We start from the raw sequence: 14778 nt of genomic DNA, 5'->3' as shown, positions 1-14778 counted from the left end.
GAATTTGGCGATGAAAGCTCAAGCCCATTTAAATAAGTTTCCAGGATTGAACAGGCAATTAGGGTCGAAAACAGCTTTAAGGCTACGCATTTCAGCAATTCCTTTGGCTCCATACATAAGCTCAAGAAAAGGCACCTTAAGTTTGCCAATCCCATGTTCAGCGGAGACTGAACCACCCCATTTGACCACTTGCTGTGCCCAGGAGAGATAAAGTATTCTGCCTCTTTCGTAATCTTCCTTATTATGCGGAAGAATGTTCACGTGAATATGGTTATTGCCGATGTGCCCGAACATTACTGATTCAAGCTCATGCTCTAAAACTCCAGCTCGATACATCGCTATTGCTTCTTCAAGGCGTTCATCAGGAACTGACATGTCAGTGCCAAGCTTGGTCAGCTCTGGGTATTCTTTCTTTCGTTTATCTATAAGGAGATTCACCGCCTCAGGCGTGGCGTGACGAAATGCCTTAAGGTGATCTAGTTCACGTTCGTTTGTCGCATACCAAGTGTCCTCATCGGTTCCGCCAAGTTCAATGATTGCATCCATCGCCTGCATTACAGCTTCGTCAATTATATCTTGATTGTCTGCATGAAATTCGAGATATATCGCTGAGTGATAGTGTGGTTTGAGAGCAGGTATTTTCTCAAAAGCAGATGATTCGGATTTTATACCTCTCAATAGATTTAGCGAATTAGCATCAAAAAACTCGATGGCTACCGGACGTATTGGGCTATTCCTAAGTACGTTGACTAGCTTTATGGCAGACTCCTCATTCGGCAAAAATATTGTGAGGCCATTAATAGCTTTGGGTTTGGGAATCAATCTCAGTTCAATCTCAGTGATTACACCCAAAGTGCCTTCCATTCCAATAAAGAGGTCAAGCATATCCATATTTTCATTAACATAGTAGCCTGCTGCTGACTTCACATTAGGCAGAGAGTATGTGGGTAGTTGTCCTTTGATTACTCGACCGCTCTCTTTTGTTAGTGAAAACGAGCGGCCCTGGGCTTTGCATTCTCCTCTTCGCAGGCAAATTATGTCGCCGTTACTCATGACAATTCGAATTGCCTCGACCCATTTACGGGTTGGTCCATAATGAAAAGAGAGGGCTCCGGATGCATTGCATGAAACCATCCCACCAATTGAACATGTTGTCTCGGTGGGGTCAGGTGGGAAGAAAAGGCTTTCTTTTTCAACTACCTTTCGGATTTCCTCGAGGATTGCGCCAGGCTGAACGGCTAGAGTTCCGCCATCTTTAGTGCGTTTGACTGAGCCGATTTCATTCATGCGGCTTAGATTTAAGATGTGGCCGCCTTGAGGCACAGCTCCTGCAACTATGCCCGTACGAGCACCTTGTATTGTGATGAACCCTCCCTGCGAGGAAATTGCACGAACAATTTCAACGACCTCGGCTTCGGTTTTGGGGAACGAGATAGAATTAGCGGTTCCTGCAAGTCTGGATTCGTCGTGGAGGAAATCTTCATATTGTTTATCCCATTGGAGAATACTCAACTTAACACTCCTGTTTGGAAGTATTGTACATGGAAAACAATTTTATTTTTTGCAGATTTATTGTAGCTATGTGCAGAAGCATGGTCAACCAATCGTTATATTCTCGTTTCAAAAGATAGCAATAATTTATGTCTCCTACAGTTTGAGCACATTAAATATTGCTTGCTCGATTGGCTTCAAGTCTGAGCTGTCGGGTGGAAGTTCGAGGGTAATGACAGGCAGTTCTCGTTCCCAACCATAGTAAGTTCCCATGGACCCTGGGCATGGGTAACCAATGTCATCCTTAACTTCAAGCCCACAGATTTCCGACATCTGATTAGCGATTTCAATTGCCGAGTCGCCATTATAATTAATGCAATTAAGTGAACTATGAAGCGTAATAATAATGCTTGGCTTGAAGCGGGATACAACGTCAATTATTGCTTTGGTTTCGGGTTCAGACGCAGGTTTTGTTCCTCCAGGGGCACCTTCTCCGCCGCTAAAGTCCCTAGTAGGAAAGTTGCGGTTGATGTCTATTCCTCTTGCATTTCTGCGAGTCCCTGCTTTATAGCCGTCAGGATTAACTAGCGGCATTACGACGATGCGATTGGTCAGAGAATATAGGTCACGTTTCTTGATTTTTCTGATTATTTGTCTGACCAATCGGACGCCGGACTTCTCGTCACCATGGACCCCTGCCATTAGCAGAATGGTATTTGGACCAGCGCCGAAAATAAGTACTTCTATTGGGCGACCTTCGACTGAGGTGTAAATTAGTGAATCGGTGCAATAGATGGAATTTGCGATTTCTTTACTACTTTTCCCCATACTATACTGCTGAGATTGTTTGGCAGAGCTCTAATTTAGTGTGCATTATACCACCAAGGCTTTGCGGTCAGCAAGATTTTGTAAAGTTTTAATAAAATGTAAGCAATGCGCATCAAGAGCAGGAATGCTAGTCAATTAAGAACGCCACTATCGCTTTGAAATTGGTTCAAAAGCAATCAGTGGTCGCAGGCTTGACGATGGATGTACTATAATGTGCTCGAACGTACTTGAAAAACTTCAATTTTGCTTATTTTTAAGGTTGGTGTTATTGAGATGACAAAGGTCCAAGTCGAGGGACGGAATGCTGTACTTGAACTTTTAAAGCAAGGAGGCCTTGTTAGGGAAATACTGGTAGATGAAAATGCCCGTATTGATAAGAGGCTGGGGCGCATATTTGAACTTGCCGAACAACAAGGAGTTCGAGTAATAAAGAAACCTCGGCGTGTTCTTGATGAGATGTCATTTACAAGTGAGCACATGGGCATAATTGCTTCTGCAAATGCTCCACAGCTTCCCACAAGGCTAATTGACGTCATAGAAGAATGTGATAGGAAGAAAGTAGACCCATTCCTTGTTTTAATACCGGAGATTCAGCATAGGCAAAATCTTGGTGCCATTATACGAACTGCAAATGCTGCTGGTGTCCATGCGATTGTGTTATCTAGGGGAACAGAATATGTTTTTTCTCCGGAAGTTACTAGAATTTCTATGGCAGCAAACTTCTTTACTCCAGTTATAAGAATGAGCACATACTCTGCTATAAAAATGCTCAAAACTCATGGGATTTCAATTATTGGGGCCGATGCATCAGGGGAAATTCCATACTTCGAGGTTAATATGAGAGGGGCAGTTACATTATGCCTTGGAAGCGAAGGTAAGGGGTTGTCCGAAGAATTTATGAGACGTTGCGATCATGTTGTAAATATCCCTATGGTTGGAATAGTGTCTTCATTGAACGTTAGTGTTTCTTTTGGAATCCTAGTTTATGAAAAAGTGCGACAAAAGCGTGCTTTGGGCTCTTAGTTAATGATGTTAATTGGTCTAGTCGAAGATTAACAAGATGTCTAGCAACTAGGTGGTCGCCGTGTAGAGGCATTTAGCGACCTTGACAAGCAAGAACCCTTAAAATACAATATCAACGCTATCTAATGCTGAGCTAATTTCTAATGTTTTCGCGGTTGGCCGAAAAGTCTTCTGCATTATAATATTGCCTCAGCAGTTAGTTTAAGGAATAATCCAGTAACATGGTAGGCGTACATGGGAGAACTTGTATCTGGCAGCAATCTTGAGCGTCTCCTAAGAGATGGTCATTTTGTTGTATGTGGGGAAATGAGTCCTCCGCAGGGCGCGGACAAAGAAACTATCCTGAGAAAGTGCGATTATTTTAGAAACGTTGTGGATGCCGTTAATCTTACGGATAATCAAACTGCCATCGTTCGGATGAGCTCGGTGATGTCTAGCGTATTTGCGCTTGCAGGTGGCTGTGAGCCTGTCATGCAAATAACATGTCGTGATAGGAATCGTCTTGCTCAGCAATCTGATATACTGGGTGCTTATGCGGCAGGCGTTAGGAATGTGTTGTGCCTTACGGGCGACCACATGAAATTCGGCAATCATCCTGATGCAAAAGGTGTGTTCGATTTAGATTCGGTTCAATTAATAAATGCAGTTGCTGAGATGAACGCTGGGCGGTTCATGTCTGGTGATGAAATGAAATCACCGCCTAGAATGTTTATAGGCGGAGCGGCGAACCCATTTGCTGAGCCGCTTGAAATGCGCATCATAAGGCTGGGCAAGAAAATTCGAGCTGGGGTACATTTTATTCAAACTCAGCCGGTTTTCGATATACCTAGATTCGAAAAATGGATGTCTGCTGTTAGGGATGAAGGTTATGATAAGCAAGTTTTTATTTTGGCTGGTGTGATGCCTGTTCGCTCGGCAAAAGCCCTGCTTTACATGAGGGATGAAGTGCCTGGCATGCGAATAGCTGATGAGTACATTAAACGTATGGAGTCTGCAAGCGACCCCAAGGAAGAGGGCATTGCAATGTGTGTTGAAATTATGAAATACCTAATGCAAGTGCCTGGTGTTCGGGGCATCCACATCATGCCGGTAATGTGGGAATCAGTAACCCCAAGGCTTGTAGAGGAGGCAGGATTGTTACCTCGACCAAAGCCAAATATAGAAACAAGTTCTTTAAATTGAAATGGGATAAATAATGAGCCGATTGTCCGAGAAAATAGCTAGCTTCTGTGAAAAGCACCCAGTGTTGCAAAAAAGCGCTTGGATAGCTGAAAACCTCATAAAGAAACCTATATTCAAATGTCAGGACTGCGGTCAATGTGTTCTTAGCTATAATGCGTTTACCTGCTGTATGAGGTGTCCAAAACAAATGCGCAACGGACCTTGCGGAGGTACACGTGATGATGGGCACTGCGAAGTATATCCAGAGCGCTTGTGCATTTGGTGGCTGATATATCAGCGCGCAAAGAAGCTACGCAGGGTGGACAAGTTGAGAAAATACCATATTCCTGTTGACCGACGTTTCGAGCATACTAGTGCATGGTTGAATATGTTCGCAGGAAAAATTGAGCCCTTGAGCCTTGGTTCCAAGCTTAAGCCTGGTGAGGAATATCCTCCAAAGCCTAGAACTTCGCAAAAGTCATAGAAATAAAATTCTGCAATTTTGCTAAAAAACATTCTTGTCTTGCTTGAGGATTTAATTGCTGATGATTTAAGTAGTTGCGAGGAGAATCACAGAATGTTGTCAGACGTCGAAATTGCCCAAAAAGCCAAAATAAAGCATATCAAAGACGTAGCTGCTGAGTTAGGCCTTACCGAAGAGGACCTGATATTTTATGGCAGGGATAAGGCAAAGGTTAAACTAGATGTGCTGGAAAGTCACGCATCCAAGCCGAACGGGAAACTAATCTTGGTGACGGCAATCACGCCTACACCGGCGGGAGAGGGCAAGACAACAACCGCCATTGGCCTTGCTGACGCAATCCGACGATTGGGGAAGTCTACATGCCTTGCGCTCAGAGAACCTTCACTTGGCCCTTGTTTTGGAATTAAGGGTGGCGCTACCGGCGGTGGCTACGCGCAGGTTGTGCCGATGGCTGATATCAACCTTCATTTCACTGGCGACTTACACGCGGTTACAACAGCTCACAACCTCCTCGCTGCAATGCTTGATAATCATATTTATCAAGGAAACGAATTAGACATCGACATTGGTTCAATTACTTGGAAGCGCGTAATGGACATGAATGAACGCGTTCTCAGGTTTATAATGATAGGACTTGGAGGCAAGGGGAATGGGGTGCCCCGAGAGTCTGGCTTTGATATAACTACGGCTTCCGAAGTCATGGCTTTGCTGTGTCTTTCGAATGGCCGGGCAGACCTCCAAGCTCGTCTTTCTCGAATAATTGTCGGCTTTAATAAAGATGGGAAGCCGGTAACTGCGGAAAATCTCCAGGCAAGCAATGCAATGGCTGTGGTGTTAAAGGATGCGATAATGCCAAATCTTGTGCAAACGCTTGAAGGTACACCGGCATTTGTTCATGGGGGACCGTTTGCAAATATAGCACATGGATGCAATTCTATCCTCGCTACTCGCATGGGGCTCAAACTGGCGGATTATCTTGTTACCGAAGCTGGTTTCGGAAGTGATTTAGGTGCAGAGAAATTCTACAACATAAAATGTCGGGTCGCTAATTTAAAGCCTGCGACTACCGTTATTGTTGCGTCAATTCGTGCCTTAAAGATGCACGGGGGTGTTGCACTCGATGACCTTAAAACTAGCAATCCTAATGCGGTTGCGAAGGGCGTTGAGAATTTGGACAAGCATTGTGAAAATGTGCTTAATGTTGGTATCCAGCCAATAATTGCAATTAACAAGTTCCCTACAGATACCGACGAAGAGATTAAAGTACTATCGGATTACTGTGAAAGCACAAATTTAAAATGGGCTTTGTCCGACGTTTGGGCAAAAGGAAGCGAAGGCGGAATTGAGCTGGCTGAGCATGTTCTTGCAGCTTGTGAGAATGAGCAAAACTTCCAATTTACATACCCCCTTGAATTGCCAATCAAAGATAAAGTAAACCTTATCGCGCAGAAGTTTTATGGAGCAGATGGGGCAGACTTTCTTCCTACAGCGGAGTCCCAAATTGAAAAGATTGAGTCGCTTGGGTTTGGCAACCTGCCGATTTGCATAGCCAAAACGCAGAACTCCTTGTCGGATAACCCAAAGGTTTGGGGTCGCCCCAGGAACTTCAAGATTACAGTTCGCGAGGCAAAGGTAAGCGCAGGGGCAGGGTTTGTCGTAATCTATGCCGGAAATATTATGACAATGCCTGGTTTGCCTAAGATTCCCGCAGCAGTTAAAATTGGGATAAAGCCCGACGGCGAGATATATGGGCTTTTTTAACGGACTTCAGGCAGTCTTCGAAGGCTTGCCTTTATCGATTAGCTATTTCTAAGGTTTTCCCAACACCAAGTAGTATTCCAGCACTACGGAGTATATATAATCAGCTTACTGATGTCAGGTAGCAAAATATACCTACCTTTAGTAGCTTCTTTTTGCCTAGGTTTCTGTGTTGAATAGACTTTTGCTTAAAAGTTTGAACTACGGCGGCGCATTTTAGCATCGACTTACGTAATTAAAGAATGTAAGTCAATTTTCTGATGAGGTGGAGGATAGCATAACTTTTTATACTTTAGGATGAGCAATGGCCTTTTAAGAAGCAAAATCTTATCAAAAGCATGTTGCTAACCGATTATAATTTTGTAGTTATTTGTACTCACAAGGTTGGCGTTTTAAGGAAATCTGCCCGGGTTATTTGACTACCTATAACGTAACTTTTCTAGTGAGGATTACTGTTATACGCGAATTCAGAAATCTGTAAAGTAACCAGCTTAGTATAAAATCGAGGAGATTATAAGGACGTCTGAACTGAAAGAGCAAACGGATGATAAATTTGACGAGCAGGTGCTTGCTATGGAATCGGGAGTGGAGATGCATCGGGATCGATATGAAGCAATGAGATCTCAATGTAGCTTTGGTGTGCAAGGAACTTGCTGTCAGCTTTGCAATATGGGACCATGTAAAATTAATCCTAAAGAAAATGGCCTGGATAAAGGAGTCTGTGGTGCCAATGCTGATACGATTGGTGCTTGGAACTTAGCACGCATGATTGTAGCCGGCGCTGCTACCCACTCCAAGTATTGTCATGACATGGCAAATCTTTTATTGAAATCAGCTAGCAACCAAGCAGGTGGTTTCAAAATTAAGGATGCTCAGAAGCTTTTTGAACTAGCTAGTGAATTTGGAATTTCAACCAATGGACGTGATGTCAACCAAGTAGCAGCAGATGTTGCGGAAGTTATTTTATCGGAAATAGGTCGTCAGGATGGATATCTTAGTCTGTCGAAACGTGTGCCTCAAAAGCAGCAGAAGATATGGGAGGAACTTAATGTTATTCCTAGCGGCGTAAATAGTGAAATTGTGCAGCTTATAAATGCTACAAGCGTCGGCGCTGGTGGCGATTTCAAGAACATAGTCTTCCATGGGATTAGGGCTGCCATTGCTGATGGTTGGAGCAGCTCAATGATTGCAGCCAAATTAAGTGATATCTTGTTTGGTCCGTCAAAGCCAACTCAATCTCAGGTGAACATTGGTGCACTTCGTCAGGACGCTGTGAATATTGTTTTTTGTGGAGATTTGCCTGCGCTTGCTGAGATGATTGCCGCGGCTGCAAATGACCCAGAACTTACCCAGTTGGCAACGGAAAAGGGCGCAAAAAATATAAGAATTGCTGGCATATGTTCCGCTGGAAATGAAATTCTAATGCAGCACGGCTTTCCTGTCGTAGGCAATTTCCTAGCACAGGAATCAGCCATTTTAACCGGCTTAGTAGACGCGATAGTTGTTGATACCCATTGTGCAAAGCCCGGCTTGGATGAGGTAGTACGAGGTTATCATACAAAGCTTATCACGACTTCCTCCAAGTGCCGGTTTCAAGGTGGGATGCATATTCCGTTTGACCTAGGCTCTCCATTAGAAACGGCAAGGCAGATTATTCGAGAGGCGGTTGAGAGCTACGCAAATCGAGATAAATCTCAAATTAAGCCTCCCGACTCGGCGGTTGGATGTAGATTCATTGCTGGATTTACTCCCGAGAACTTGTATCGAGTTTTTGGCGGTACCTATCGTGGGACTTATGGCCTATTGAACAATGCTATCATAGAAGGCCGTATCCGAGGGATTGCGGCAGTATTTGCGTGCAGTAATCCAAAAAGCGGCGAAAAGAATGACTGCACCGAAATAACAAAAGAGCTTATTAAAAATGACATACTGATAATTCAAGGCGGTTGTGCAGCAATTGAATGCGCGAGAGCTGGGTTATTAACTCCCGAAGGCGCTCAATATGCTGGATTAGGTTTGCGTGAGTTCTGCGAGGCGGTGGGAATTCCTCCGGTTCTGCATTTCGGGTCGTGTATGGATTGCAGTCGGGCATTGGTGTTTTTCTGCAACATGCTTTCGGAAGGTAATATTGGCGAGGACTTGAGCGATATTCCTGTTGCAATCGCGATACCTGAGTGCACAAGTGGAAGTTTAATCACGGTCAGCTTTTACATGGTTGCTTCTGGGATATTATCGGTTTTTGGGATGCCGTTTCCAACTTCGGACAGTCAAAACCTAAATAGCTATTTATGCAGTGGCATTGAAGAAGATTTTGGCGGCAGATTTGCTTCTGAGGTTGATCCAATTAAAACAGCTCACTTGATGATAAACCATATTAACAAGAAGAGGGAGAGTCTTAAGTTGCAGCCTATTTTGTATGAAGTTAAGGCTTAAAACTGGAACCAAAAGTTTAGGTAAATAAGAGGTGAAAAGTGTCCAAAATAATTGCAAGCATTGCTATAAATGGAGCACATAAAATTGTTTCAGAAGCCGAGAAACGTTGGGAGGAGTTGCGTGAGTCTAGAGGTGAGAGCGCAAAGGTTGAGTTTCCCGAAACGGCGTTCTACCTCCCAATGGCAAATGCACTGCTTGGTGTAGAGGTCAAAACGGTTGGCGAAATGAAGCCGGTGTTAAATCATGCAAGGCAACTGATATCTTGCGTACCTGCCGAGGAATGCTGGCTACCATACTTGGGAGCCATGCTGGATGCCGGTGTTGCCTCATTACTCGCTGAGGAAATTATTGTTGCACTACGCTACTTGGAAGGTGAAGAACCCCAGCCTGATTGCAACGGGTTCTTTTCGGATACAATGATTAGAACTCTGGGGTTGCAACTTGTAGACGGCAGAATGCCCGGCTTTGCCGCAATCATTGGTGCGGCTCCAGACGTAGATACCGCGGTTATGATTGTTCGCGAACTTCAGAAAAGAAGCATTTTGACTTTCGTGGGCTCCAATGTCAATGGTGTTAGCATTATTGACCAATTAAAAGAGGGCAACGTGGAGATGGGATGGGACACATATGTGGTTCCCTATGGCCGTGACACAATAACTGCTATCTATCCCCTACATTGGGCAATTCGCAGTGCATTAACATATGGTGGGATTAAGCCTGGAGAGGCTAAAAAGGCATTAGATTACTGTAAAAATCATGTATTTGCCTTTGGATTAGTGCTGGGTGAAGTGGATGAGATTAAGTGCGCGACTGGCGCCGGGGCAATTAGCATGGGTTTTCCAATAATAGCTGACACGGTTGTTCCTCAAATTTTGCAAAGCGGAATATGTACTTATGAGGCATTGGTAAGCGAACCGGACCACAGGAAGATTGTGCAAAAATGCGTCGAGGTACGTGGCGTAAAAGTTACAATTTCTGAGATCGACATACCAGTGTCATACTCGCCAGCTTTTGAAGGTGAGAGAGTAAGACGCGAAGACATGCATGTTGAATTTGGAAGCAAATACTCAACCGCCTTCGAATATCTTAGGGCAAGAGATCCTAGTGATATTGATGATGGCAAGATTGAGTTAGTTGGCGCAGATATTGATTCAGTTGAACCTGGTTCAGCTATGCCGCTTGGAATAGTAGTTGATGTTGGCGGGCGAAAGATGCAAAAAGACTTCGAGCCGATTATGGAACGACAGATTCATATGTTTCTAAATGAAGCAATGGGCATCTTCCACATGGGTCAGCGAAACATTATTTGGGTGCGAATTAGTAAAGAGGCATATGAGAAGGGATTTCGGCTCAAGCATTTCGGCACAATCTTGTACGCACAGATGCACAAAAACTATGGCAAGATCATTGATAAGGTAGCGGTAACCATCTATACCGATGAGCAAGAAATCCAGAGGATACTTCCTGAAGCGATAGCAGCATACAATGAGCGCGACGAGCGTGTTGCTGGCATGACAGATGAAAGTGTAGACACCTTCTACTCTTGTACGTTGTGTCAGTCATACGCACCGAATCATGTTTGCATCATAACTCCTGAGAGGTTGGGTCTCTGTGGCGCGTATAACTGGCTGGACGCAAAGGCTGCATACGAAATGAACCCCGCGGGTTGTAACCAGCCAATTAGTAAAAGCCATTGTATTGATCCTATTCTTGGGCAGTGGGAAGAAATAAATCAGTTTGTCTACGAACACAGCAAGCAGGCTGTTTCTGCTGTGAGCCTATATTCTGTAATGGTTGATCCGATGACTTCATGCGGCTGCTTTGAATGCATTTTGGCAATCGTGCCAGAGGCAAATGGTTTCATGATTGTGAATCGCGAATACTCAGGGATGACTCCCTCAGGCATGTCATTCTCAACCCTGGCGGGTTCGGTTGGCGGAGGTAATGTAACGCCTGGCTTTTTAGGAGTAGGACGTCTTTACGTTGCTAGTCGCAAATTTATCTCCGCTGATGGTGGTCTAAAGCGGCTTGTGTGGATGCCAAAAGAGCTCAAGGATTTTCTGCATGATAGGCTAATCGAGCGTGGTAAAGAGATTGGTATTCCAGATATGATTGATAAGATTGCAGATGAGACCGTAGCTACTACGGCCGAAGAGCTTTTGTCATTCACGCAAGAGGTGGGTCATCCAGCTTTGGAAATGCCTCCGCTGTTCTAGTTTATTCAATTTAGGAGAAATAAAAATGGCTTTGAAGGCTCTTGATATCTATAAATATTTACCAAAAACAAACTGTGGTAAGTGTGGCTATCCTACCTGCCTTGCATTCTCAATGCAAATGGCGGCAAAGAAAGCGGACCTTGCAGACTGCCCAGAAGTTACAGAAGAAGCACGCGCCGCTCTTGAAGGTGCTTCATCTCCCCCAATTCGCCTTGTAACTATCGGTGTAGGTGATGAAGCAGTCCAAATTGGCAATGAAACTGTTTTATTTCGGCATGACGAAACGTTTTATCATCCGACCGGAATTGCTGTAAGGATTTCTGACAGCGAGAAAGACGGAAAACTTGAAGCAGAGATTAATGCAGTAAAGGCTCTTTCTTTTGAACGGGTAGGGCAGAGAATTGCCGTAGACATGGTTGCTGTGGATAACACTTCGGGCAGCAAGGCGAACTTCGTGGAAGTAGTTGAGGCAGTTGGGGAAACCGGTCTTGCACTAGTTTTGATGTCTAAAGATATTGACACTCTGGCAGCGGCTCTGGACGTTTGTGGAGCAAGGCGCCCATTGCTATACAAGGCTAATGCTGGAAATTGGGAACTAATGGCGGAACTTGCGTTGAAATACGGGGTTCCTCTTGTTTTGGATGCGTCAAACCTTGCTGAAGCGGCTGATTTGACGCCAAAGTTGAACAAGGTTGGGGTGCAAGACATTGTGCTTGACGTTACGGCAAATGGATTAGCTGAGACATTGTCAGCTCTAACAAAAGTTCGCCGTCTTGCATTACGAAAAGGTTTCCGTCCGCTTGGTTACCCTTGTATGGCAATTCCCAGCAGTTTAGATCCCGACCTAGCAGCACTCGAGGCTGCTACCTATGTAACTAAGTATGCAGCTATCACGATTGTTGATTCAAAAGAGCCGTGGAGAATCTTACCAATACTAACCGTGCGGCAAAATATCTTCACAGACCCAAGGAAGCCTGTGCAGGTCGAGCCTAAGGTATATGAAGTTGGAGCGGTTAATGATAAGTCTCCACTATTGGTTACAACCAACTTCTCGCTAACATACTACACTGTCGAGAGCGACGTGGAGGCAAGTCGTGTCCCGGCGTACATAGCAGTAGTGGATACCGAGGGCACATCGGTGCTAACTGCTTGGGCATCCGAGAAGTTGACAGTCGACAAAGTAGCTAGACTCTTAAATTCTCAAGAAGTTCAAAATAAAGTTTCGCATAGAAAAGTAATAATCCCTGGCTATGTATCAGTTATGAGCGGCAAGCTTGAGGACGAATCAGGGTGGAAAGTATTGGTTGGCCCAAGGGAGTCTTCAGGCATTCCGAAATACCTCAAAACGATGTGGAAAGCAGATTAGGGTAATATCTCGGCTACTGAGTTTTCTGCCAGTTTCTCTTTACTCAAAGGCAACACCAATGGATAAGTCTGCATCGAAAAATAAGTTCGCAGTTACGTTTTTGCCGGACAAAAAGACGGTTTTGGTTGACTGCGGAAAGAGCATTTTAGAAGCCAGCATACTAGCAGGTATCCCAATAAATGCGAGTTGTGGCGGCAAAGGAGTATGTGGGCAATGCAAGGTCATTGTCAAGTCTGGGGAAGTAAATGCTGAGCCAACGTTAAATCTAACGAGCGAGGAATTCAAGCAAGGATATGTTCTTGCATGCAAGTGCCATGTGGTTGGAGATGTGGTTGTTGAGGTGCCAGCCGAGGCCCGATTTGATGATATGCTTTACCCAAGAGGTAGGGATGATTTCGAGTTCGATTCTAGTCGACCGCTAGTAGGAATGGGCAAACTTTACCCTCATGACCCACTGTTAAAAAAAGTTTATATTAAAATGCCACCGCCAACATTGCAAGATAGCCTCAGTGACATGGAGCGTTTGTTTAGGGAACTTAGAAGAGAATGCGGTTTGACGCAATTTCAGATTGATTTAGAGCAATTGAGGCAATTGCCAAAGCTATTACGGGAACAAGACTGGAAAGTAACGGCCATATTGAGCCAGTGCGGCAGTGCGTCTGACATAATTCAAATACAGAGTGGCGATACGTCTGGCACTAATTACGGTGTGGCAGTGGATGTTGGCACTACTACCATAGTAGCTTACCTCATAGACTTGAATACATGCAAGACTATTGCCGGCGATTCGAAATATAACTCTCAGATGCAGTATGGCGAGGATGTAATTTCTCGAATAATGTTCGCAAATACAGAAGAAAAGCGCAATCAATTGTCTGCTTGTGTTGTGGCTGACATAAATAACCTGATTCAGAGGTTGGCTGAAACTGCTGGCGTTGCCCCACATGATGTGAACTTTGTAATGTGCGCTGGTAATACGACAATGATTCACTTTTTGCTAGATCTCGACCCAAGCAATATTCGTACAGACCCGTATGTCCCGGTAGCAGTTGCACCTCCCGTGTTTTTAGCGGCTAAAGTAGGAATAAATATTAGTCCACGCGGATTGCTGGGTTGTGTGCCGTCAGTTGCCTCTTATGTTGGAGGTGATATTGTCGCCGCCGTTTTGGTGTCCGGAATGCTCCAGTCTGAGTTACCTTCAATGTTAATTGATTTAGGTACTAATGGAGAGATTGTTGTCGGCAACAAGGAATGGTTGGCTTGTTGCTCGGCGTCGGCAGGACCGGCTTTTGAAGGTGGCGGTATCTCTTGTGGAATGCGGGCAACTATTGGGGCGATTGATAGAGTTTCGATGGAAAATAGCGGAACAGTTTCTTATAACGTGATTGGTGGTGGAAAGCCCCTAGGAATTTGCGGTTCCGGAATGATAGACGCAATTGCCGAGATGCTTCGCTACGGTTACCTTGACCGTAGTGGTGCTTTTGTTGCCAATAAAAATGCAAGGCGAATACGTGAGGGCGAGGAAGGTTTGGAATTTGTTCTCGTAGATGGCGATGAGACTGCCACTGGTAGAGACATAGTCATAACCCAGGCTGATGTAGAAAACTTTATTCGCTCGAAGGGTGCTATTTATCATGCAGCAGAGTGCTTGCTTGAACGAGTTGGTATGTCTTTCCAAGATATTGAGTGTTTCTACATTTCAGGGGGTTTTGGGAACTACTTAAATGTGAGGGAGGCAGTAACGATAGGATTGCTACCCGACATCCAGGAGAATCGTTTCTGCTTCATCGGAAATGGCTCAGTTCAAGGAGCAAAAACCATTCTATTGTCAAAGCAGGCGTTCGAAGAAGCCAAGGCTGTTGCGTCTAGGATGACGTATATAGAGCTGAGTACTGATGCTAGGTTCATGAATGATTACACGGCGGCGCTTTTTCTGCCGCATACTGACATAGAAAAATTTCCATCGGTGGTTGCAGAGATTGGACAAAACAACCAAAATTTCAGCTTAGGTTAGAGGT

At 44.6% G+C, this 14778-nt stretch carries 10 protein-coding genes; 8 read left to right on the top strand and 2 right to left on the bottom strand.

From position 1 onward, the window contains the following. Positions 1–18 precede the first annotated feature (18 nt). Both K6T99_06915 and K6T99_06910 read right to left on the bottom strand, forming a co-directional pair. Complete coding sequence (locus tag K6T99_06915) at positions 19–1512, bottom strand: FAD-binding oxidoreductase (protein ID MCL6519549.1); 1494 nt, start codon at positions 1510–1512, stop codon at positions 19–21. Positions 1513–1647: 135 nt separating this feature from the next. Continuing rightward, entirely contained in the window at positions 1648–2319 is a 672-nt protein-coding gene (locus K6T99_06910) for a succinylglutamate desuccinylase/aspartoacylase family protein (protein MCL6519548.1), read from the bottom strand. A gap of 273 nt (positions 2320–2592) precedes the next feature. On the opposite strand from K6T99_06910, the gene rlmB reads away from it, so the two are divergent. The 8 genes from rlmB to K6T99_06870 all read left to right on the top strand — a co-directional run bounded on the left by rlmB (position 2593) and on the right by K6T99_06870 (position 14774). Beyond that, complete coding sequence (gene rlmB / locus K6T99_06905) at positions 2593–3342, top strand: 23S rRNA (guanosine(2251)-2'-O)-methyltransferase RlmB (protein MCL6519547.1); 750 nt, start codon at positions 2593–2595, stop codon at positions 3340–3342. Between the two features lie 234 nt (positions 3343–3576). Next, positions 3577–4524, top strand: a complete 948-nt coding sequence (locus tag K6T99_06900) for a methylenetetrahydrofolate reductase (GenBank protein MCL6519546.1) — start codon at positions 3577–3579, stop codon at positions 4522–4524. A 13-nt stretch (positions 4525–4537) separates the two neighbouring features. Then, on the top strand, positions 4538–4987 hold the full coding sequence (locus tag K6T99_06895; protein ID MCL6519545.1) for a methylenetetrahydrofolate reductase C-terminal domain-containing protein: 450 nt from the start codon (positions 4538–4540) through the stop codon (positions 4985–4987). A gap of 93 nt (positions 4988–5080) precedes the next feature. Then, complete coding sequence (locus K6T99_06890) at positions 5081–6748, top strand: formate--tetrahydrofolate ligase (protein ID MCL6519544.1); 1668 nt, start codon at positions 5081–5083, stop codon at positions 6746–6748. 570 nt (positions 6749–7318) lie between these two features. Beyond that, positions 7319–9178: an anaerobic carbon-monoxide dehydrogenase catalytic subunit gene (cooS, locus tag K6T99_06885; GenBank protein MCL6519543.1), complete on the top strand. Its 1860-nt coding sequence runs from the start codon at positions 7319–7321 to the stop codon at positions 9176–9178. Between the two features lie 38 nt (positions 9179–9216). After that, positions 9217–11394 (top strand): CO dehydrogenase/CO-methylating acetyl-CoA synthase complex subunit beta, encoded by a 2178-nt coding sequence (gene cdhC, locus K6T99_06880; GenBank protein MCL6519542.1) that lies wholly within the window; start codon positions 9217–9219, stop codon positions 11392–11394. Positions 11395–11419: 25 nt separating this feature from the next. Then, on the top strand, positions 11420–12760 hold the full coding sequence (locus tag K6T99_06875; GenBank protein MCL6519541.1) for an acetyl-CoA decarbonylase/synthase complex subunit gamma: 1341 nt from the start codon (positions 11420–11422) through the stop codon (positions 12758–12760). Further along, positions 12669–14774: an ASKHA domain-containing protein gene (locus K6T99_06870; protein ID MCL6519540.1), complete on the top strand. Its 2106-nt coding sequence runs from the start codon at positions 12669–12671 to the stop codon at positions 14772–14774. Before K6T99_06875 ends, K6T99_06870 begins: the two co-directional genes overlap by 92 nt. Positions 14775–14778: the final 4 nt, after the last annotated feature.

The organism is Armatimonadota bacterium (assembly GCA_023511795.1).
Classification (GTDB): Bacteria; Armatimonadota; UBA5829; order DTJY01; family DTJY01; genus JAIMAU01.
Note: the sequence above shows the minus strand (reverse complement) of the source record. Positions and strands in the feature narration are given on the sequence as shown.

Coding starts and splice junctions, on each gene's coding strand:
- K6T99_06875 (MCL6519541.1), top strand. CDS start 11,420: ATGGCTTTGAAGGCTCTTGATATCTATAAATATTTACCAAAAACAAAC.
- K6T99_06895 (MCL6519545.1), top strand. CDS start 4,538: ATGAGCCGATTGTCCGAGAAAATAGCTAGCTTCTGTGAAAAGCACCCA.
- K6T99_06890 (MCL6519544.1), top strand. CDS start 5,081: ATGTTGTCAGACGTCGAAATTGCCCAAAAAGCCAAAATAAAGCATATC.
- K6T99_06910 (MCL6519548.1), bottom strand. CDS start 2,319: ATGGGGAAAAGTAGTAAAGAAATCGCAAATTCCATCTATTGCACCGAT.
- K6T99_06900 (MCL6519546.1), top strand. CDS start 3,577: ATGGGAGAACTTGTATCTGGCAGCAATCTTGAGCGTCTCCTAAGAGAT.
- cooS (MCL6519543.1), top strand. CDS start 7,319: ATGGAATCGGGAGTGGAGATGCATCGGGATCGATATGAAGCAATGAGA.
- rlmB (MCL6519547.1), top strand. CDS start 2,593: ATGACAAAGGTCCAAGTCGAGGGACGGAATGCTGTACTTGAACTTTTA.